At 59.6% G+C, this 20,507-nt stretch carries 23 protein-coding genes; 8 read left to right on the plus strand and 15 right to left on the minus strand.

Annotation, left to right across the window (positions count from 1 at the left end; genetic code table 11):
- Positions 1 to 24: 24 nt before the first annotated feature.
- Together WBQ96_RS04705 and WBQ96_RS04710 are read right to left on the minus strand one after the other, a co-directional pair.
- Entirely contained in the window at positions 25 to 1,368 is a 1,344-nt protein-coding gene (locus tag WBQ96_RS04705) for a DNA-packaging protein (protein ID WP_336547842.1), read from the minus strand.
- Positions 1,259 to 1,735 (minus strand): hypothetical protein, encoded by a 477-nt coding sequence (locus WBQ96_RS04710; protein WP_336547844.1) that lies wholly within the window; start codon positions 1,733 to 1,735, stop codon positions 1,259 to 1,261. The genes WBQ96_RS04705 and WBQ96_RS04710 overlap by 110 nt, the downstream gene beginning before the upstream one ends.
- 291 nt (positions 1,736 to 2,026) lie before the next feature.
- Between WBQ96_RS04710 and WBQ96_RS04715 the strand changes: the two genes are divergently transcribed.
- The 5 genes from WBQ96_RS04715 (at position 2,027) to WBQ96_RS04735 (ending at position 7,538) form a co-directional block, all read left to right on the plus strand.
- A complete protein-coding gene (locus WBQ96_RS04715; protein WP_336547846.1) occupies positions 2,027 to 4,186 on the plus strand; it encodes a transglycosylase domain-containing protein in 2,160 nt (719 codons plus the stop codon).
- A 121-nt stretch (positions 4,187 to 4,307) separates the two neighbouring features.
- Positions 4,308 to 4,892 (plus strand): DUF1214 domain-containing protein, encoded by a 585-nt coding sequence (locus WBQ96_RS04720; protein WP_336547848.1) that lies wholly within the window; start codon positions 4,308 to 4,310, stop codon positions 4,890 to 4,892.
- Positions 4,885 to 5,427: a DUF1254 domain-containing protein gene (locus WBQ96_RS04725; protein WP_165115317.1), complete on the plus strand. Its 543-nt coding sequence runs from the start codon at positions 4,885 to 4,887 to the stop codon at positions 5,425 to 5,427. Before WBQ96_RS04720 ends, WBQ96_RS04725 begins: the two co-directional genes overlap by 8 nt.
- Before the next feature lie 440 nt (positions 5,428 to 5,867).
- On the plus strand, positions 5,868 to 6,242 hold the full coding sequence (locus tag WBQ96_RS04730; protein ID WP_246245655.1) for a tudor domain-containing protein: 375 nt from the start codon (positions 5,868 to 5,870) through the stop codon (positions 6,240 to 6,242).
- Between the two features lie 357 nt (positions 6,243 to 6,599).
- Positions 6,600 to 7,538 carry a DUF2336 domain-containing protein gene (locus WBQ96_RS04735; protein WP_336547851.1) on the plus strand — a complete coding sequence of 313 codons (939 nt, stop codon included), beginning with the start codon at positions 6,600 to 6,602 and terminating at the stop codon, positions 7,536 to 7,538.
- Positions 7,539 to 7,558: 20 nt separating this feature from the next.
- Here the strand turns inward: WBQ96_RS04735 and WBQ96_RS04740 are convergent, their stop codons facing one another.
- The 3 genes from WBQ96_RS04740 to WBQ96_RS04750 all read right to left on the minus strand — a co-directional run bounded on the left by WBQ96_RS04740 (position 7,559) and on the right by WBQ96_RS04750 (position 10,476).
- The gene (locus tag WBQ96_RS04740; protein WP_165115311.1) at positions 7,559 to 7,906 is read right to left on the minus strand and encodes a DUF1491 family protein; all 348 of its coding nucleotides are present in this window, start codon (positions 7,904 to 7,906) and stop codon (positions 7,559 to 7,561) included.
- 67 nt (positions 7,907 to 7,973) lie between these two features.
- Positions 7,974 to 8,765 carry a peptidoglycan-binding domain-containing protein gene (locus WBQ96_RS04745; RefSeq protein ID WP_336547854.1) on the minus strand — a complete coding sequence of 264 codons (792 nt, stop codon included), beginning with the start codon at positions 8,763 to 8,765 and terminating at the stop codon, positions 7,974 to 7,976.
- Positions 8,740 to 10,476, minus strand: coding sequence for a sensor histidine kinase (locus WBQ96_RS04750; RefSeq protein ID WP_442920799.1), 1,737 nt, complete (start codon positions 10,474 to 10,476; stop codon positions 8,740 to 8,742). The genes WBQ96_RS04745 and WBQ96_RS04750 overlap by 26 nt, the downstream gene beginning before the upstream one ends.
- 525 nt (positions 10,477 to 11,001) lie before the next feature.
- Here WBQ96_RS04750 and WBQ96_RS04755 point away from each other — a divergent pair.
- Both WBQ96_RS04755 and WBQ96_RS04760 read left to right on the plus strand, forming a co-directional pair.
- On the plus strand, positions 11,002 to 11,337 hold the full coding sequence (locus WBQ96_RS04755) for a DUF5330 domain-containing protein (RefSeq protein WP_336547858.1): 336 nt from the start codon (positions 11,002 to 11,004) through the stop codon (positions 11,335 to 11,337).
- A gap of 117 nt (positions 11,338 to 11,454) precedes the next feature.
- On the plus strand, positions 11,455 to 11,880 hold the full coding sequence (locus WBQ96_RS04760) for a SufE family protein (protein ID WP_336547860.1): 426 nt from the start codon (positions 11,455 to 11,457) through the stop codon (positions 11,878 to 11,880).
- 14 nt (positions 11,881 to 11,894) lie between these two features.
- Here WBQ96_RS04760 and WBQ96_RS04765 read toward each other — a convergent pair whose 3' ends face one another.
- Together WBQ96_RS04765 and WBQ96_RS04770 are read right to left on the minus strand one after the other, a co-directional pair.
- A complete protein-coding gene (locus WBQ96_RS04765; RefSeq protein WP_336547862.1) occupies positions 11,895 to 12,710 on the minus strand; it encodes a DUF6456 domain-containing protein in 816 nt (271 codons plus the stop codon).
- Between the two features lies 1 nt (position 12,711).
- On the minus strand, positions 12,712 to 13,119 hold the full coding sequence (locus WBQ96_RS04770; protein WP_336547864.1) for a helix-turn-helix domain-containing protein: 408 nt from the start codon (positions 13,117 to 13,119) through the stop codon (positions 12,712 to 12,714).
- 217 nt (positions 13,120 to 13,336) lie between these two features.
- Here WBQ96_RS04770 and WBQ96_RS04775 point away from each other — a divergent pair, with 217 nt between their 5' ends.
- Entirely contained in the window at positions 13,337 to 13,696 is a 360-nt protein-coding gene (locus tag WBQ96_RS04775; RefSeq protein WP_336547866.1) for a cytoplasmic protein, read from the plus strand.
- Positions 13,697 to 13,703: 7 nt separating this feature from the next.
- Here the strand turns inward: WBQ96_RS04775 and WBQ96_RS04780 are convergent, their stop codons facing one another.
- The 8 genes from WBQ96_RS04780 to WBQ96_RS04815 all read right to left on the minus strand — a co-directional run bounded on the left by WBQ96_RS04780 (position 13,704) and on the right by WBQ96_RS04815 (position 20,315).
- Positions 13,704 to 14,135, minus strand: a complete 432-nt coding sequence (locus WBQ96_RS04780) for a MucR family transcriptional regulator (RefSeq protein ID WP_091913869.1) — start codon at positions 14,133 to 14,135, stop codon at positions 13,704 to 13,706.
- 294 nt (positions 14,136 to 14,429) lie between these two features.
- Positions 14,430 to 14,792 (minus strand): monovalent cation/H(+) antiporter subunit G, encoded by a 363-nt coding sequence (gene mnhG / locus WBQ96_RS04785; protein ID WP_165115305.1) that lies wholly within the window; start codon positions 14,790 to 14,792, stop codon positions 14,430 to 14,432.
- Positions 14,789 to 15,124, minus strand: coding sequence for a cation:proton antiporter (locus WBQ96_RS04790; RefSeq protein ID WP_336547872.1), 336 nt, complete (start codon positions 15,122 to 15,124; stop codon positions 14,789 to 14,791). Before WBQ96_RS04790 ends, mnhG begins: the two co-directional genes overlap by 4 nt.
- Positions 15,121 to 15,594, minus strand: a complete 474-nt coding sequence (locus WBQ96_RS04795) for a Na+/H+ antiporter subunit E (RefSeq protein ID WP_336548196.1) — start codon at positions 15,592 to 15,594, stop codon at positions 15,121 to 15,123. Before WBQ96_RS04795 ends, WBQ96_RS04790 begins: the two co-directional genes overlap by 4 nt.
- Entirely contained in the window at positions 15,594 to 17,162 is a 1,569-nt protein-coding gene (locus WBQ96_RS04800) for a Na+/H+ antiporter subunit D (protein WP_336547874.1), read from the minus strand. The genes WBQ96_RS04795 and WBQ96_RS04800 overlap by 1 nt, the downstream gene beginning before the upstream one ends.
- 3 nt (positions 17,163 to 17,165) lie before the next feature.
- Positions 17,166 to 17,543 carry a Na+/H+ antiporter subunit C gene (locus WBQ96_RS04805; RefSeq protein WP_336547876.1) on the minus strand — a complete coding sequence of 126 codons (378 nt, stop codon included), beginning with the start codon at positions 17,541 to 17,543 and terminating at the stop codon, positions 17,166 to 17,168.
- Entirely contained in the window at positions 17,543 to 17,962 is a 420-nt protein-coding gene (locus WBQ96_RS04810; RefSeq protein WP_336547878.1) for a Na+/H+ antiporter subunit B, read from the minus strand. Before WBQ96_RS04810 ends, WBQ96_RS04805 begins: the two co-directional genes overlap by 1 nt.
- Before the next feature lies 1 nt (position 17,963).
- A complete protein-coding gene (locus WBQ96_RS04815; RefSeq protein WP_336547880.1) occupies positions 17,964 to 20,315 on the minus strand; it encodes a putative monovalent cation/H+ antiporter subunit A in 2,352 nt (783 codons plus the stop codon).
- Between the last annotated feature and the right edge of the window lie 192 nt (positions 20,316 to 20,507).

Consider the following 20,507-nt stretch of genomic DNA (forward strand, 5'->3'; position numbering starts at 1 on the left):
TCGACGCGTCTGACGCGTTGCGCGCTACAAAAGGTCCCGGATACGCGGTCGCGCCATTTGATCCGGCATCAGTTCATTTATCGCCCAGACGAGCGCATCGACACGGTCCGGCGACCGGCTGCCCGAAAGTCCGTTCGGGCCGAAGTCACACATCTCGTCTTCAAGTTCGACAAAGCGCCCGGCGTGCCACACCCTGCCTTGCTCATAAAGCGCTGCAACCGGCTCGGCGCGCAGCCATTTCCCGCGCATCGCCCGCACCGCCTTTACCGGGATGGACGGGTCGACCGTACGGATCACCGCCGTCACCATGTCGCCACCCTGATTGACCTCTGCAACCAGGCAATCGGCCTCAAGACGGTGAAACAGCGCAACTGCTGCAGCGGCCCATTCATGTGGTTTCGCTGCCCGCACCGTCGCATCGGCGAGCACGATAACCCGCCCTTCCTGATCCAGCCCCGCCGCGACGATGCCGCAGGCGTCCGACGTCTTGCGCGCGCTTGCAGGCGGATCAACGGCAACGACGATGCGGCAAAGCTCGGGCGGTTCGGCAATCCTGACATTTTCAATCATGCCGCGCGACCAAAGAGCATCTTCCCGGTCTTCGATCAGCTCTCCGTTCAGCTCCTGCCTTCCAAGAGCGGTGCCGACATAGCGCCTTTCCATCATCCGCAAAAACGCGGCGGACAGATTGCCCGCATTCTCATCGGTTCTCATCCGCTCGATGACAACACCAGGTTCCGCAAGGAGACGTTTCAGAAGTTTGGTCGGCCGCGGTGTCGTGGTGATGAGCTGCCGTGGCTGGTCACCAAGCCGCAGACCGAACTGCAGCATGTCGAAACAGGCTTCGGCGTTTTTCCATTTGCCGAGCTCGTCGCACCACGCCGCCTCGAACTGCGGCCCCCTCAGGCTTTCGGGATCTTCAGAGGAAAAAATCTGCGCGACCGCGCCGCTGTCCCAGACCAGCCGCCGCCGGCTCGCCTCGAACCGTGGCCGGTCGTGCCGCGATATGGTGATGATGCCGGAAGGGCCGTCGATCATCACCTCCCGCACATCGCCCAGCGTTTCGCCGATCAACGCAATGTGCTTATGCGACCTCTCGGAAAACGGCGAAAAACCCCGAACGAGGCTGTTCACCCATTCAGCGCCAAGCCGCGTCTTTCCGGCACCGCGCCCGCCGATGACAAGCCAGGTCGCGGGTTGCGGATCCAGCCGATACTGGGCAAGCCGAGCGTGAAAAATCCATTCGTTTTCGATCTGCTCAACCGATGGGCCCTTCAGGTTTTCGGAGGACCAGTTGCCTTGCGTATCCCTCAGCCAGCTCGATGATTCGTTGGTCGATTCGACGGAGAATTCCGGCCATGTCTGCATCTCGTTTTATCTGGTTCTCTTTCGCGCTTTCGCTGCCGCGCGTGATTTCGCCGATTTTTTCGAGGGTACGCGTCAACGCAGAGATCGCATCGATGCGGGCTTTATCCAGAAGCGCCGCGCCCTCAGCAGTGCCCATCCCGATGGCTTCGACCTCACCGATCAGCCGGTCCACCACTTTTGCCAGGCGTTCGTTCTGGCTGGCGGGCCGGGTGCTTTCGGCGGCGCGAACCCATTTTTCCCGCACGATGCGTGCTTCTATGGTTGCAACCTTCCAGCCCGTTACCGCCGCCAGTTGCTCGACGGTCGCCCGCGTATTTTCATAAATTGCGCGCGCCGCAATCCACCGTTTATGGGTGCGTGTTAACATCCAGCTCTCTTGGGGTTTGTGTGTGCCGGAGAAAAGCACCGCCAATCTCACGCGGTGTTTACCGCCTGTTCAGGCCCGCCGGTCACACTTTTCTGACGATATAGAGATACTATCAAAGCACCGTTACGGTGTCAAGAATATATTCCTATTTTGGGTGTGATTTTTGTCGCCTTGACGGGAGCCTTGGATTTCCGGCGCCTCATCCGGTAAGATCAAGCACAAAACAATGTCGGACAACGAGCCGGCATGGCATCTGGGACGTCTTGAAACGCGCATTCGGGCTACAGTCGCATGGAAGACCCTTTCGAAAAGCGAAAATCAAGAGGCCCGCGCGCCGGCAGGTTGCTGGCTATCGATGCCTGGATCGATTCGTCCCTGTACGAGGCAGGTTTTAAGGCACGCCAGTTCTGGGAGACGATGACGATCTTCTTCCGGCGGTTCCGCGTCACCGGCTGGCGGCGCGGCATCATCGAGCTTCTGAGCGAAGGCTTCACCATGGGTGCGGCCGGTTCGGTCATCCTGCTCGCACTTGCTTTGCCGGCATTCGACGAAACAACCGGCAACTGGCGCCAGCAGGACGATTTCGCCGTCACCTTTCTCGACCGCTACGGCAACGAGATAGGGCAACGCGGCATCATCCAGCGCGATTCGGTGCCGGTCGACGAGATGCCGGATTTCGTCATCAAGGCGGTTCTGGCGACGGAGGATCGCCGTTTCTTCGAGCACTACGGCATCGACTTCCTCGGCCTTTTCCGCGCCATGTCGGAAAATGTGCGGGCGAATTCGGTCGTCCAGGGTGGCTCGAGCATTACCCAGCAGCTCGCCAAGAACCTGTTCCTCACCAATGAGCGAACGGTGGAACGCAAGATCAAGGAAGCCTTCCTGTCGGTCTGGCTCGAGACGAACCTGTCGAAGAAGGAAATCCTGCAGCTCTATCTCGACCGCGCCTATATGGGCGGCGGCACATTCGGCATCGCAGCTGCAGCGGATTTCTACTTCGGCAAGCAGGTCAAGGACCTGAACCTCCCTGAGGCCGCGATGCTCGCCGGCCTGTTCAAGGCTCCGTCGAAATACGCGCCGCACGTAAACCTCCCGGCGGCGCGCGCCCGCGCCAACGTCGTCCTGACAAACCTCGTGCAGTCGGGCTTCATGACGGAGGGCCAGGTTCTATCGGCTCGCCTTCATCCGGCCGATGTCGTCGACCGCGGCGACCGCAAGAGCCCTGACTATTTTCTCGATTGGGCCTTCGACGAGGTCAAGCGCGTTGCCGCAAAGTCCGGCAACCACTCGGTCGTGGCGCGCACCACCATCGATATGAACATCCAGCGCGCCGTGGAGGAATCGCTGGAGTTCCACCTGCGGCAGTACGGAAAGCAATATCATGTCACCGAAGGCGCGGTCGTCGTGCTGGAAAACAATGGCTCCGTGCGCGCCATCGTCGGCGGACGGGACTATGGCGCGAGCCAGTTCAACCGCGCGACCAAGGCGCTGCGGCAGGCCGGTTCCTCCTTCAAGCCCTATGTTTACGCAACGGCGATGGAGCACGGCTTTACCCCCGATTCCGTGATTTCCGACGGGCCGATCTCATGGGGCGCATGGTCTCCGAAAAACTATGGCCGCTCGTTTTCCGGCAGGCTGACGCTTACAACTGCCCTGGTGAAATCCGTCAACACCGTGCCTGTGCGCCTGGCGAAGGACTATCTGTCCATCCCGCCGATCAAGGCCATGGCCGTAGCCATGGGCGTCGAGTCCCCTCTCGAAGCCTACAAGACGATGGTTCTCGGTACGTCCGGCATGACGGTCATGGATCAGGCCACCGGCTACAATACCATGGCCGACGGCGGCTTTGCCGGAACGCGGCATGGCATAACCCAGCTCGTGACACATTCCGGCGAACTCATTTATGACTACTACAAGGACGCGCCCAAGCCGAAGCGCGTGCTTTCCGAGCAGGCGATGTCTTACATGAATTCCATGCTGGTTCAGGTGCCGGAAATCGGAACCGCCCGGCGCGCTGCCCTCCCCGGCATCCGCTCCGCCGGCAAGACCGGAACGACGCAATCGTACCGCGACGCCTGGTATGTCGGCTTCACCGGCAACTACACAGCCGCCGTCTGGCTCGGCAACGACGATTTCTCGACCACGAAGGACATGACCGGCGGCTCGCTGCCGGCGATGGTCTGGCAGCGTTTCATGGCCTACGCGCATCAGAACATCGATCTCAAGCCCATTCCCGGCATCAAGGACCCGTTCGTGGACGCCAAGGTCGCGGCCAAGGCCGCTGAAACTGAAAAGAAGAACGCAGACGAAGCAGCCGCGGCTGCAGAGATCGAGCGCCCGCCGGTCTTGTCCAGCACCACGACAAAGGCGCTGCGGCAGATGAGCGATTTCTTCCACGCAGCACCCGTGCTGGAAGCGCCAGCCGAACCGAAAACGCTATCGGCCCTGTGACGGTAGCTCCCGAAATCGCATCTGCAGCCATCTTGCGGGCACCGGTGATTGTTCTCGCCGCGCTTGCCTTGCCTTGCCACACCGCGATATGGCGGTACGGCATCCTTCCTTCCGGGGCATCATGCTCAAAAACTCTTTCCTCATAGCGCTCGCCCTTCTCATCGCCGTCGGCGGCGGTGGCGCCAGCGTCTGGTACGCGCTCAAGCTGCAGGAAGGCGTGGGAGCGGTATCGATCAGTGGATGGACGGCCTTTCCAGAGATCGGCACCGTCGACGCCGATCCCTATTCCAAAGCGCGCGTCGCTCGTGAAGGGGTTCTTGCGCTCGGCCGCGCCGAGGGTCTTTCCTTCATCGCCCAGCGCGATGCTTCAGGCGATGTCCTGCAACGCAACTGCACCTACACCGTCGAGGGCGTGGTTCCGCCTGCCCGCTTCTGGACGCTTTACGCCGCCGACGAGACGCTGAGTGCCATCAAGGATGACAGGCAGCCGGCGGCCGCGCTGCATTCCTATGAGGTGCTCAGATCACCGGACAATTCCCTGTCGATCTCCATCGGCAACCGCCCACAGCCCGGCAACTGGCTGGCAGTGCGCGGCTCAGGTGCGATGTTCTTCGTGCTCACCCTTTTCGACACGACGATTGCAAGCAGCACAGGTATCGCCGACGTGGCATTACCGCTCGTCAGGAAAGCCGGCTGCGATGCTTAGGCTCATTCACGCAATCATCCTTGGCCTGATCGGTGCCGGCATCGTTCACATCGCAGTCCTGATGATGATCCCGGATTTCTCCGAAAGGGACGCGTGGTCGCGCCTGGCCATGGCGGCTGATCTCTACACGGCCACTCCCTTTGCCGCCGAGACCGGTCCGACATCGACCGTAAAGTCGGTCGACCCGCTGTTTGAGGCGGCAGCCTGCCGTTTCGACCTGACCGACGGCGTGGTACAGGTGCGCGCGCAGGGAGACATGCCGTTCTGGTCGGTCTCGGTCTACAACCGGGCCGGTCAGAATATCTACAGTTTCAACGATCGAACGACGACGGACCGTTCGCTAAACTTCGTCGTCCTGACGCCCGCCCAGATGATCGAGGTCCGCAAGGATTTGCCGGAGGGGTTTGAGAAGTCGATCTTCGTCGAGGCCCCGATCGATGAAGGCATCGTCGTGGTGCGAAGCTTCGTTCCGGATGACAGCTGGAAGCAGGTCGCCGCCAGTTTTCTTGGCAGCATCTCCTGCGAACCGCAGTAGCCCCTCGCCTCGAAAGCCCCTCAATGATGAGGGGCGGGCTTCTTATGGTTCGGTCCGACGTAGCTCGATATCGTACTGACGCCGGACGCCTCCAACATGGCCCGTCGCTCGTAGCGAACCCCCGGAAAAATGATCACGGACGCCTGAGTTTCTGCTGGACGATCCGTATGGCTGGTTGCCGCTTTCCGCGGCACGAAAGACAGTATGCTGCCCATGACACGCGCTTTCCCTCTCGGTATGACCGGAGCAACTACGCAACGCCTCCATGCTTGATAAGGCCAGCAGAGGGTTAACAGACTGCTAAGGTATTCTGACGCATTCGAAAAAAATGCGCACAAGCGAACCGGCCGACGCCAACGGTTCATCTGACATTCAGTCTTACTGCCATAATAACAGCGTTGTTAGGTCCGCTTGGGGGCTGGTAAATGGGGAGACCAGATTTGATTAAGTATAGTTCTATTTTGATTGCAGTCGGCATGATAGCGCTGGGTGGTGGGGCCGCCAGCGCTCAGACGGCAGGTGATTGGGTACTCGGAAACTACAAAAACGCTGGTTACTGGTTTCCGGGCATTGCCGAAAAGGTCGAAGGCGGAACGGTCACGATCCGTTACGACGACGGCGATCGGGAGACTGTAAGTCTGGACAAGGTTCGCCCCTATGACTGGATGATCGGCATGAAGGTCCAGTGTAACTACAAGAACGCCGGTGACTGGTATCCGGGCACAATCGCTTCGTTGGCTGGCGAGAAGATCGGCATCAACTATGACGACGGCGACAAGGAAACCACCAAAACCGGCCGTTGCCGGACACAGTGAAAAGCAAGGGCAGACCTCGTGCCTGCCCAGACCGCTGACAAAACCCGTCGATTTTTCGGCGGGTTTTGTTTTTTCAGGACGTTCCGGCTTCGAACCGATTCACTGACGCTTAACCAAGGATGTGTAGGATTTGATAAGAATTGGAGTTGGCCGCGCGTTATGCTTGTTCGCTCATATTTTTCAATGCGTTATCGCTAGCGCAGAAAAGTATCTAGCGCACACTGGACCGGCGGATCGACGCTAGCTTTATCGCCAGACCATCGAATTTTCGGTCAGGCTCCGGCAGGTTGTTTTGTAAGTGCGCGTTTTGAGTAAGGCCTAGTCCTCGTGTCATCCTCAGACTTCAGGCAACTCGCCTTGAAAGGCGAAGCGGGGCGCAGCGAAAGACTGTTTCGCGCTGCCGTCTCGGCCTTCTGCTCGCTGACGCGCCCGTCGCGGCGCGACATCAAGCAGCTTGAGGATCTGGTGCTGCCGCTTTTCGACGCGGTTTCGGTCGAGGCGCGCCGCTTCGCCGCCGCCGCACTTTCGGAATGTGCCGATGCGCCCGGCGCACTTATCCGCCGCCTCTCCAACGAAGCCGTCGACATAGCCGCTCCTCTGCTCATTCGCTCGAAGGTCCTTAGGGATGTCGACCTCATCGCATTGATCGGCCGCCATGGATTGCCACATGCGCGTGCCATCGCACGCCGCGCCGACCTTAACCCGGCGATAGCCGATCTGGTCTGGGCGCTCGAAAATCCGAAGCTGGTGCGATTGCCCTTGCCGAAGGAGCGTCAAGCTCAGGTAGAAGCGGCCAACAGGGCACAGGCTTTGAGCGACGGCAATCCCGAACCTGTCCCCGGCATTTCCGCCGATAATGCGCGCAGACGTTTGCGGTCCATGATGCTATCCGCACAAACGGCACCCGATGCGACGACCGAACAGTCCACCGGATCGCTGCGATACGCGAAACTTCGCGACATGGCCCTGACCGGCAATCCGGCTCTCTTCCAGACAGCGCTCGCCGACACCAGCGACATCGACTTTCCGACAGCGAAGTCGATAATCGAAAAAGCCAACTATCCCGAACTGATCGCGGTTCTCCGCTCTCTCGAACTGAGCGAAGAGCAGGCGTTCCTCATCGCTTCCTGCGTCTATCCCGGAAAATTCGCCGACCCGGAATCAATCCGGCTGTTTCTGAACAGCTACCGAAACATGCAGTTGGACGCCGCTCACCAGAGCACCAAGACCTTGAAGGCCGGTTCGCCATCCGCTCCCGTCTCATCGCAGACTGTAACCCGAAGTGCCGCTGGCTGAAGACGCCGAGCGCACACGGCTCAAAGTTTCGTGACGGATATCAGATCTTCGACCGGCGTCTGTCCCGCCTCGATCTCGACCACCCAGATGTCAGGATCGAAACGCTTTTCCTTTTCCAGGCGAGCCTCCAGAGCGGCTGCGTCCTCGCCGACATTCAGCGATGAAAAATGCCTCTCGTCCGGGCGGGCTGAATCGTAGCTGGTCTGCGGCGCAGGCCCGTATAGAGCCGTTTCGCCAAGGCGGTTGCGCGACATGACGAAGACTGCACCGGCTTCCGTCGCCCCGCGCTTGACGATCGCAGCAAAGCCGCCGGCGCTGAAAACCCGGCGCAGGAGTGCGGAAACCCAAAAGTCGGTGGTGACGCGCATGGAGATGAACGGCTCACGCTGATAAAGGAGGGCAACGCTTATCCGGTCGCCCGGATATGCGCCAGCCTCATTTCGTCAGGCCGATTTCCTTCATCTTCACATAGACGGCTTCGTCCGGCTCGCCGGTCTCGGGCAACCCGAAAAGCGACTGGAATTCCCGGATAGCCGACTTCGTCCGTGCACCGACCAGCCCGTCAATCTCGATGCCGTCATTGCCGAATGCCTTCAGCCCGGCCTGAATCTTCGAAACCCGAGGGCTGGGCGCGGGCGCAGAAACTGGCTGCACCGCCGGAATTGGCGTTGGTGTTTGCTGCACCGGTTGCGGACGAGGCGCTGGCGCCGGCGTTATGCCGGCCGTGGTCGGATTTGCGCCCAGCTGACTCAAAAGCTGCTGATCGATCTTGCCGGATGGCGTCAGGCCCATCTTTCGCTGATAGGTTTCTATCGCCTTTGTCGTTGCCGGGCCCGATATGCCGTCGACCGTGCCGGCATAGAAATTGAGATCCTTCAGGATAGCCTGAACCTGTTCAACCGCCGGATCGCTCTTCGGTCGCGCAGGCGCGGCGGGCACCTCTTCGGGACGCTCGATATGGATTGTCGTTTCCGGCTCAAGCAAAGCGGACTCACTGCGCGCTGGCAGAAGACTGAATTCCCGCGTCGCGAAAAACGCACTGGTGTGAGCATGGGGCTGGTACCACAGCGCATTGGCCGACACATAGAACAGCGCAACCAGAAATGCGGTCGAACCGCCCACTAGTACCGGATTTCGCGAGATCATCCCGCCGAGAGCAAGCACGCTCCCTTCAAGCGGACCTGGCTTCGGAGCGCGTTTCTCAGGCCGTTTTGCGGAGCGCGCCATGCCCGGTCTCCTTTTTCCTGCCAGCCTCCAACGGCAGCAATGCCCCCTTCTTCGCCGGCTCCTTTTTAGCCGGACCGGCGACGGGAAGGGTTATGGTCACAGTCGTCCCCTCGCCCAGCGCGCTTTCGATGGACATCGTTCCTTCGTGGAGCGTAACCAGCCCCTTCACCAGCGAGAGGCCAAGACCTGTCCCTTCGAACTGGCGGGTATAGTCGTTCTGCACCTGTGTAAAGGGCTTGCCCAGCCGGCAAAGGTCGTCATCGGCGATGCCGATGCCGTTGTCGCTGACCCAGAAATGCAGCCGCGAGCCGAGTCGCTTGCCGCCGACGGTGACACTGCCGCCATTCGGCGTGAACTTGATGGCATTGGATACCAGATTGATCAGCATCTGCTGGACCGCGCGCTGGTCGGCGTGAATTTCGCCTGCTTCCGGGGCGATCTGCGTTGCAAGCGAAATCGACTTGGCTTCAGCCTGGAGGCTCATCATCGAACGGCACATCTCAACGGCATCGGCAAAGCGGAACAGTTCCGGGTTGGTGGCATATGCACCCGATTCGATCTTCGACACATCGAGTATCGAGTTCACGACCGACAGCAGGTGGTGGCCGGAATCGCGCACCAGCGTGACATATTCCTTCTGCCTCGTATCTTTGAAGCCGCCGAACATCTCGTGGATCAGCATATCAGAAAAGCCGATGATGGCGTTGAGCGGCGTGCGCAGTTCGTGGCTGACCGCTGCCAGGAAGCGTCCCTTGGCGAGTTCGAGCGTTTCAGCCGCCTCAGCAGCCACGGTCAGTTCGGCACGCAGGCCGGCCAGTTCATCATTCTCGCGGACGAGCAGCGTAAAGCCATTGCCTTCATCCCCGTCATTCATCAGTTCGATCAGGAAAGGCCGGTAGTTATCGCTCGCATCGCTGCCGTTGCGCTGCGGCAGGCGAATACGGGCTTCAACGGTCTGTCGCGCGGCGCCATCGCGCAGATCGGCGAGTGCGCAGAGGTAGCCGACCCGGTCGGAAATATGAATGCGATCGAACAGCCCCGTTCCGAGCAGAAGCTCCGGAGCGAGGTGCAATTTGGTCCGAGCCTGCGCCGAGACATCGGCAACATCGCCGCTTTGCGCCATGCGAAACACCACGGCGTCGACGATATCCTCAAGCCTTGGATGGCTTTCGTTTTGCTCGCCTTGATTCTGCACGCCGACAAATCCACCGATCCGAGGCAGCAGCGATGCCAGATAGGCCAGCGGAACCAGCCAGTGCCAAGCTGAAACCGACGCGGTTTCGGTGAAAACGGCCGTACTGAGAATCGCCTGCAGCGGCAGTACCGCCAGCGCAGCCGCGCCACTCCACAATGCCGACCGCACTGTGCGGCGCTGCCAATAGGCTTCCAACGGCAGCGCCAATATCATGGCAGTCATTGGAGACGCCGTACCACCGGCGGCAGATATAAGAACTGAAAGCGCAAGGCAGCCGACGACCAGCGAAACGCTGCCAGCAACTTTATCTTCAGCGGTGGAGCCGATCAGCACGATACCGGCCCAGGCGACGCTGAAGGCGGCGCAAACCACGGTCAGCGTCGTCGCAGCGCCCAGCGAAGCAGGCAGGAAAAAGGCGGCAGCGACAGAAGCGAAAAACGGAGCTGCCAGCAGGATGCCGACCATGCGCTGTTGACGGGCGCGCGCAAAGGCCTCGGCCACCGAAGGGTGCACCAACCGGTCGCAGGCGGCGGCAATGGCGCCGAACACTTCGCTGGATCTGGTGGTAAACAAACTCACTCAACGCACTCGCATCTGGTCCGCTTCGCGGATCGCTTATTGATTGGCTTCGAAACTCGCATCCAGCCTTTAAAGAATGGATAAGGCAGGCCCTTTCAGTACCCTGCTGATGGCGAATATCGGTACGGCGGCTGCGAAAACCGCTGCCAGTTTGTTGCATAGTAAACAGATGGTTAGGTCGCCAAATGCCTCGAAAACACGACGCCCGGCGCAGGCCGCATCCTTGTCAGTCGGAAATATCGATCAGGAACAGCAGCTTATATGGTTAGCCAAAGGTTACCGCTTTTGCAGAGACGCTATCTGGGAACGCTGGGCATCCGATCGTTTAAAATTTTAGCAAAATTTGCCGAAAATGCCGTCGAGTTCTGCAAGCCGTCCTTTGGGCGGCCATGTCAATCTCCCCTCAACAAAACGAGTCGTGCCGGACAAGACGCATGACCGACGTTAGCAGAGGGCAAGGACATGGGCTTTCTCATAAAGACTGCATTCTGGTTTTCACTGGTTCTTCTGGTGCTCCCGTTCGATTTCGGTGAGACAAAGAGCGACCAGCCGAATGTAAATGCCATTCAGGCGTTCCTTGCCGCCCGGGAAGCGGTCGGCGATGTCAGCGGCATCTGCGAACGCAAACCGGAAGTCTGCGAAGTCGGCAAATCCGCCATGCACACGGTCGGCATAAGGGCTCGCGAAGCGGCCAAAATCGCCTTCGAGATGCTCGACAGCAAATTCGGCGAGCCCGACACCGCGACGAAAACCGGCAGCGTCCCGCCGGTCGCGCCGGAAGCACCGGCTGCCAACTAACGATTTCTCTTTGCCGCCCAGCGAGGCGGCCACACCGCAGGCCAGTCTGCCCTCTCGGCGCCTGCGGTGTCTTTCTTTTTCCGTGACGTCGCGCGGCCGCGGCATTATATCGAGCGCATGAGCGCAACTATGCAAAGCATCCGCGAGGACTTCGCCTTCCTTGACGAATGGGAAGATCGTTACCGCTATGTCATCGAGCTTGGTGAGGCCCTGCCTCCCTATCCGGACTCGGCACGCGACGATGCCCACAAGGTTCAAGGTTGCGTCAGTCAGGTCTGGCTCCTTACCGAGCCCGCCGAAGGCGTCGATCCGGTCATCAATTTCCAGGGCGATTCGGACGCTCATATCGTTCGCGGGCTCGTTGCGATCATGCTCGCGCTTTTTTCCGGCAGGCGCGCCAGCGAAATTATCACGACGGACGCCGAGGCCGTTTTGCGTTCTCTCGGCCTCGACGAACATCTGACGCCGCAGCGGGCAAACGGGCTTCGCTCTATGGTGAAGCGTATCAAGCGCGACGCCGAGGCAGCGCTGCAGCCGGCATGAGCCGCTGCCAGCCGTCACCTGTCCAATGAGGGGCGATAGTCTTCACTTCCCCAATGCAGCATTCTTTTCGCCTGGCTCGGCATGACTGATTGCGGACGATAATGCCTGCTCAGCACACCGAGCGCTGTCTTCAGGACAATCTTGGCCGACCGTACCGGCCATCCGCGTTCCAGTTCCACTTGCTCCAGCCCTTTCAGGAAGCAGCATACGTCGATGAGAACGCCTGAAAGCTCCGGGCCAACGACGACGATTGCCCGATCAACCCGCTGGCGCGCGGCGAGTGCCGAGTCGGTCAACTCAGCGATCCCGTTGCCGCCGCCGCGTTTGCCGGAAGCAACGCTGGCTACCCAGTTCGCGCCCAGCCGCGGCATGATCTGACCGCGCGTGTAATCCGAGCGCAGGCGCTCGCCCGCCTCGAATTCGGCCAGCGACAGGAAGGGCGCGCCATTCCTTGTCTTGCGACGCATCAACTGCCCAAGCGGCGATTCGGAAAGATTGACCGTAGCCAGCGCAGAAACACCGTCGATTTCAATCACCCTCGTTTCAAAATCGCACTGCCGCTGCTGACAGGCGGTTTCGGTTACCGCTGCGGCCTGAGCTCCAGCCGGATAATCCATCGCTAGCCTCACCTTGTCATCGCGCCGGGCAACGACACCACGACCGATCAGATCGACAAGAGCTTCCCGATCCACGGCGATCGTCCCGTGCTCTTCGCTTTCGAGCAGAAGTTTCCCGTCGACCGCCGTCTCCTGAACCACGGCGGGGCCTTTGGACAGAAAGCTCGAGATCCGCCGGCAGGCTTCATTCTCTTCGATCGTGCTTTGCGTCATTTCAAAAGCTCGCTTTGTTGCCGAATGCTGCCAGTGCGACCCGCTCGGTAAGCGCAACCATGCGATCGAAGTCCGCGTCGTCCCGCAAATCCTCGACCAGATGACAGGCGTACATAACCGTGGTGCGGTCGCGCCCGAAACCTGTCCCGACGTCGCGCATCGTCACGCTCAGCGCGACATGCGTGACATACATCGCGATGTGCCTGACCCGAGAGACGCCGAGGCCACCACGACCAGGATTGCGCAATTCCTTGCTCGACACGTTGAACAAGGCAGCCGTGATATCCATCATGCCTTCGCACAATTCGATAATGCGTTCTTCCTGCCGCCCACCGGTCGACGCCAGCGAGACGCGTGGGGGCTCCGTCTCTTCCTGGTAATTTCTGGATACTGCCGCCGTGAGATGCACTGAACTTTTCCCTCCGCGTGTAGGAATAAGTTCTTATATCTGCACTCAGCCGGATTGTGAACAAAAGAGGAACATATTTAATGGGCAAAAATACTCATCGCATTGAAATAGCGTTGTTTTTTTCTCATCGGAAAAAATAAAAAGCCGATTTTTATCCCCCTCATTGGGAGGCGGCGGATAGTGCGTTCAACCGGGTAGAAAAAGGAAACCCACTTGAATGAACGACATTCGCGCTGAATCACAGGCGTTCCGTGCCCGCCAGATGGCCGAGACGGAAAACGCCCGGCAACTTGCAGCACTTCACCTGGCCTGCGGCATCGATTTGGCGACGGCGCTAACCGCCGCCCCCGAACCAAGGCTACGGCTGATACTTCGCCTGGAAAGGGCGATCGAACGTGAGCGCCTTAAGGGCATGCGCAGGCATTGGACCTACGACCTGAACCGCCATATCGCGTTGAAACAGGTGCTGGACCGGTTTCGCAATGCCGGGCTGCCGCCCCGAATGGTTGCGTCCCCCGCCCCATGCCGGACGCAGAAACGCAGACGGCGCCCGAAGGCGCCGCCAAAACTGTATTGATTGCAGTTTATTTACTAGCCGTCTTGCGCTTGCGGCCCAGGCCCATCTTCTTGGCCAGCTGCGAACGAGCTGCCGCATAGTTCGGCGCTACCATCGGATAGGCAGGGTCCAGGCCCCACTTCTCACGATACTGGTCGGGCGACAGGCCGTAATGGGTCATCAGGTGGCGCTTGAGCGACTTGAACTTCTTTCCGTCCTCAAGGCAGACGATGTATTCTTCGTGAACCGAACGCTTCGGGTTCACCGCAGGCTTCTGCTTGTCGGTCTGCGGCTGTTCGACAGCTCCACCGACACGACCGAGAGCTGCATGCACGTCGGCGATAAGATTTGGCAGTTCGCCAACCGGAACTGGATTGTTGCTGACATAAGCAGCAACCACATCGGCCGTCAGCTCGATCAGCATTTCGGAATTCTTGGTAGACGTATCGGTAATGTCCATATTCTTCTGGCCCCAGGGATAAGTTTCAAAAACGCCCCTTTTTTTGATTTTGTGGGGCTTTGCGGAATTTCACGACAGGCAAGACCATTACGACTCGCGTCGATCCTTCTTAATGACCTTCACCGCAAAGTAAGTCAATTAAATATTTTCTCATCTATTGTTTTTGACCTTGGTCAGTCCAGATAATCACACTAAATATCTTTAGGATACTGACATCTCGCACGCTGAAGTAGGTGAAAGCTCAATGGCATCGATAAATGCAGCTTCCGCACTATAATCTTTATTGCCAGTGGATCAATTTCGCGTGATTTTTTTCGTCTTCTGCACGAAACCTTCAATATCATCCCTAACCGACTTGTCCCACATGCGATAACCGGAAGCATGTGCAGCCTTTGCAAGCAGATGCGAAGATATCGGAACAGTTAACAGGAAGAATATCACACCCGCGAGCGCCCTGGTCGATATGGCCAGATCCTGTGACTGTACTGCCAGTGCAATCAACATCACGCACGATCCCAACGTGCCGGCCTTGGAGGCCGCGTGCATCCGCGTATACAGATCCGGCAGCCGAAGCAGGCCTACCGATGCGACCAAGGCAAAAATAGCGCCGATCACGATCAGAATACCTGCAACATAATCAAGCAACGGTTCGATCATCGCTTTCCCCTCCTGGCCCGGCTTTTGGTGCCCTTCGAGCCGTCAACGTCTTTGGCCCCTCGGCTCAACACGAAACGCGCAAAGGCGACCGTGGCAAGAAAACCGACGAGCCCTAGCGCGATAGCAATATCGACATGAAAGGCATAGCCGGTCTTGATGCCGAGAACCGCGATGAAGCCGATGGCGATGGCCACCAGCATGTCTAGCGCGAGAATACGATCGGGGAGCGTCGGTCCACGCAGCACCCGCAAAACGGTCAGCAGAAAGGAAAGGCTGAGCAACGCGAGCGCAGCCGTCACGCAATAAGACAGGAAGTCTTCCCCGGAGATCATCGGAACGCCTCCAGTATCTTGCGCTCAAAACCCGTCTCGATGTCCTTGATCGCCGCTTCCGGGTCCGAGCAGTCGATCGCATGGACGTACAGCAGGCGCTTGTCGTCCGACACATCGACCGAGAGCGTCCCGGGCGTGAGCGTGATGAGGTTTGCCAGCAAGGTTATCTCGAAATCGCGGTCCACCCTCAAAGGATAGGCGAATATGCCGGGGCGCAGGTCCATCCTGGGGGAAACGACGAGCCTGGCCACACGCCATGCCGAAAGAATCAGTTCCTTCACGAACAGCAGAGCCAGCGAAAGCACCTTGCCTGGCCGAAAGGCGCTGCGAAACGGCCCCCTTTGTTCACGCACGAGATAGAGCGTCAGGCTTCCGAGAACCAGGCCGAACACGAGGTTTGGAAAGGTGAAGGAGCCGGTGACAGCCGCCCATGCGAGAGCAAGCAGAATTACGCCGAGGTAGATCGTCATCATCCGCCTCCCGCCGGAAATACCGCGCTGATATAGCCGGCATTGTGCAGCAGTCCGCTGGCGGCTATGTCGGCTATTTTGATGAATGGTTCAGGATATACGCCCAAAACGACGATCGGCACCATCAAGGCCAGCAAAACTCCGTAGCCAAGAATCGGTGACGCCGTATTGGTTGCCAGCACCTTTGGGGCACTTGCTTCCCGATCCCGCCAGAACGCCAGAATGAACACGCGGCCCAAGGCGATGGTGGTTAGGAAACCGCTCAGCAGAACCGCGCCGGCAAGCAACCATTGATCTGCCTCCAGCGAGGCCTTTACGAGCAGAACCTTCGGCCAGAGGCCCGAGCCCGGTGGCAGACCGGCAACGGCCAGCGCCAGCACCAGCGCAATCGCAGTCAAAAGCGGCGTGCTTCGATAGAGCCCGGCAAGTTCGCGCAGTGAGAAACTGCCGCCGAGTTCCTTCATCATTCCTGTCAGCAGATAAAGCGCCGTCATGACCAGCATGGAATGCACGGCATAGAGGATCGCGCCGGAGAGGCCCGTCTGCGTGCCGAGCGCCAACCCGGCCAGCATCACACCCACACCGGAAATCACCAGGAACCCGAAGATGCGCCTTGTGTCGGATTGCGCCAGCGCGCCCATGACACCAAGCACCATGGTCAGGATCGCAACCCATCCAATGAGGTCCGCCAGCACACTGCGCTCCACCGGAAAAAGCATCACCAGCGTCCGCAGAAGCGCGTAGACGCCGATCTTGGTCAGCAGGCCGCCGAACAGGGCAGCCGTCACGATGCGCGGCGTGTGGTAGGAAGCGGGCAGCCAGAAATTCACCGGAAATGCCGCCGCCTTCATGCCGAAGGCCAGCAGATAGAGCGAGGCCAGCGTCATCAAAGGAGCTGTCGCGCGCAAGCCCTCGGCTTTGCGGGCGATGTCGGCCATGTTGAGCGTGCCGAAGGTACCGTAGAGATAGCCGGTGGCGATCAGGAACAGCGTCGTCGCTACGAGGTTCAGGATCGCATATTTGGTCGCGCCGTCGATCTGCGCTTTTTCCGATCCAAGGATCAGCAGCCCGAATGACGAGATGACGAAGACCTCGAACCAGACATAGAGGTTGAAGATATCGCCAGTCAGGAACGCCCCGCTGACGCCCGCCATCAGCAGCATCAGGAATGGGTAGAAGCCGTAGCGCCGGCCGGAAACATTGATGTCGCGTATGGCGAAGATCGCGCAGATGAAGGCTACGATGCCGGATGTCAGCGCAAATGTCGCGCCCAACGCGTCGGCAGTGAAGGAAATGCCGAAAGGCGGCAGCCAGCTTCCCATCGTCATCGAAAGCGGGCCGTTTGCAAGAACGTGCTGCAGGAGCGCCACTTCGGTGCCGACCATGGCGCCAAGACCGATCAGCGCGACGATGCCATGCCAGCGCATTTCGTGGCGGAACATCAACAGCAGTGCGCCAAATACGATCGGAATGACGACCGGCGCAATCACGAGCCAATCCGTGGCCGTCACCGGCGCGGTGATCATGGCAGCCGTCACATCGACTATTTTTCCGGGCTCAACCGCCATCGCTCAATACCCCAGCGGCGGAAGGCTCTCGCCTTCCGGTTCGGCGACGCGCATGCCGTCCGTATCGTCCGTGCCGATCTCCTGATAGGCGCGGTAGGCAAGGACCAGCAGGAAAGCGAAGAAGGAAAAGGAAATCACGATTGCCGTCAGGATCAGCGCCTGCGGCAGCGGATTGGCTACCGGTCCCGGCGGCACGTCGAAGCCAAGCGGAATGATCGGCGGCACTTCACGCGTGATCCTGCCGACCGTGAAGATCAGCAGATTGACGGCGTTGCCGAAGATAGCGATGCCGAGAAGAATGCGGATCACGTGTTTCGACAGCATCAGATAGATGCCGACGGCAAAGAACACTCCGACCAGTACTGAAAGAACCGTTTCCATCAGTCCTCCTCCCTTTCTTCAAGGGCAAGGGCGATGGAAGTGATCGAGCCGACCACGACCAGATAGACGCCGATGTCGAAGAACATCACGGTCGACAGATCGACGGTGATGCCGAAGAGGCTTGGCGACGTCCAAATCCCGGTCAGGAACGGCACGTGGAACACATAGGACAGCAGTCCGGAAAGGGCCGCCAGAAACAGGCCGAAGCCCGAAATCGCCATGGGGTGGAAATACATCGACCGCCTGACCTCCGGCACGCCGAAGGCGATGCCATAGATCGCAAAGGCCGAAGCGGCGATCAACCCGCCGATGAAGCCGCCGCCGGGTTCGTTGTGGCCGCGCAGCAGCACGAACATCGAAAACAGCAGCATCAGGCTGGTCAGATAGGGCGCGGCGGTGCGGAAGATCAGCGTTCGCATGTCAGCGCCTTCCTTTCCGTTTGGTGGGGACCGTCTGGTCCTTGGTGCGAATACGGATCAGAGCCAGAATCGCCAGTCCGGTGATCATGACCACGGCGATCTCGCCCAGCGTATCCAGTCCACGGAAATCAACGATGATGACATTCACGACATTGCGGCCATGCGCGATGACCAGCGAATAATTCTTGAAGAACGTGCTCAGCGTCTCGTCGAAGGGAAGCTGCGTGACCTTGAGCAGCAGCATGCCAAAGGCCAGGCCGCAGGCGCCGGCCACGCTGATATCCAGCACCTTCTGACCCGTCGGCCGATGGTCGGAAACGCTGAGCCGAAGCCGCGTCATGACGAGCGCCAGGATAACCACCGAGAGCGTCTCGACCATGAATTGCGTGAACGACAGGTCGGGCGCGCCCATCAGCATGAACAGAAGCGCCACCGCAAACCCCTGAATGCCGAGCGAAACGATCGCCGTCAGCCGATCCTGCGCATAGACAACAGCCCCAAGGCCGATAACCGCGATGGCAACCACGGTCCATTCATAGAACCACAGATCGGGAAACGCCGGCATGGAAGGCAATTCGTCGAACAGCACCATCGGCACCAGGAGCGTCAGTGCCACCGCGATGAAGGTCACGGTCATGTAGATGTCGAGCCGACCGTTCTGGACAATTTTCGTCACGCCGAACGACAGCCGCAGCAGTCCACGTATCGCCTGGTCGAAGCCGCGATCCGGCCCCCAGCCGATCGCCTGCAGAACCGAAGCCATGCTTGCGCGAAGCCTGTCCAGCGCCAGATACGCAACGATGCCAAGCGCTATGGTCAGCGCGGAGAGCAGCAGCGGGATGCCGATATGCGGCATGGTCGAAATATCGATCTGCAGGTCCTGCCCTGCAACCGCGCTTGCCATCGGACTGGAAAGCAATCGATGCGCAACGGTCGAAAACAACCCCGCAAGCAGACCCGAAAGAGCCAGCACAACGGGGCCAAGCCAAAGCAGGACAGGACCTTCATGCGCGTGCTTGGGCGTCTTGGCGGGTGCGCCAAAAAACGGCCGCAAGCCCACGGCAAAGGCGATGGCAAACATCAGCGTATTGCCGACGATTGCTACGATGGTGACCAAAAAGGCCCAGCCGCCGCCCACCGCGGTAGCGGCGTAGATCTCTTCCTTGGCCAGGAAGCCGAAGAAAAGCGGCAAGCCACCCATGGAAAGCGCTGCGAGGATCGCGGCTGCGAAGGTAATCGGCATCGCGCCGCGCAAGCCGCCCAGCGAGCGGATGTCGCGGGTTCCGCTTTCATGATCGATCAGGCCCGCGACCATGAACAGCGCACCCTTGAACATGGAATGCGCGATCAGGTAGAGCACCGCCGCCTCAATGGCCTTTTCCGAGCCGAAGCCGGTCAGCATGACAAGCAGGCCGAGCGACGCCACCGTCGTATAGGCAAGCATCAGCTTCAGGTCGGTCTGGCGAACAGCCAGCAGCGTTCCAACCAGCAGTGTCACGCCGCCGAACAGCGGCAGTATCGTCTCCCACGCCACCGTGTCGCCCATCACCGGGTTCATGCGCATGACGAGATAGACGCCGGCCTTCACCATCGTCGCCGAATGCAGGTAGGCCGACACCGGCGTCGGCGCCTCCATGGCGTTGGGCAGCCAGAAATGGAAAGGAAACTGCGCGGATTTGGTGAATGCGCCGCCCAGCAACAGAATAAGTGCCGCCAGATATAGCGGGCTGTTTCGCATGAGATCGCCCGACGCCAGCAGACCCGAAAGGTCGTCCTGGCCGCTCACGGCTCCAATCACCAGCAAGCCGGCCAGCAGCGACAGGCCACCGAGCCCGGTGACCACCAGCGCCTGCAGCGCGGCACGGCGCGAGGCTTCGCGGGCGTGGTCGAAACCGATCAGAAGGAACGACGTGATCGAGGTCAGTTCCCAGAAAACGAAAAGCATCAGGAACGAGTCGGCAACGACCAGTCCCTGCATCGCGCCCATGAACATCAATATGAATGAGAAGAACCGGCCCTGATGCGGATGGCCTTTGAGATAGCCGCCGGAATAGAGAACGATCAGCGTGCCGATGCCCGTGATCAGCAGGGCGAAGGTCAGCGACAACCCGTCGATATACCAGGAGAAACGGACACCCAGGCTCGGAATCCAGTCAAAGCCGCCGGCGATCGCCGCGCCCTCAGAAACAGGCCCCAACATTCCAGCGAAATGGGAGAACATCCAAAGCGGTGCAAGCGCCAGAACCCAGGCTGCGTTGTGCTTCAGCAGGCGGGTCAGGAGCGGTGCCGCCGCAGCGGCCAGAAACGGCAATATCAGCGCAAAAAATGTCAGCAGCCGTTCCCCCGTTCCCATCCCGTTGCCCGGCGCGGGCGACCTCGATATGCCAGTGCAGATTTGTGGATGACAGTGGAATAAACGGGGGGCAGCGTCCGGGCAAGTCTTTCCCGGCAAAACTCCGCCATCATCCCGCGTTCATTGTTTGAAGGCCGGGTTCTTCATGTCTACCTATCGCAGGACGCACGTAAATCTGGAAAAGACCTTTCT

The organism is Mesorhizobium sp. CCNWLY176 (assembly GCF_037153935.1).
Lineage (GTDB): Bacteria > Pseudomonadota > Alphaproteobacteria > Rhizobiales > Rhizobiaceae > Mesorhizobium_M > Mesorhizobium_M zhangyense.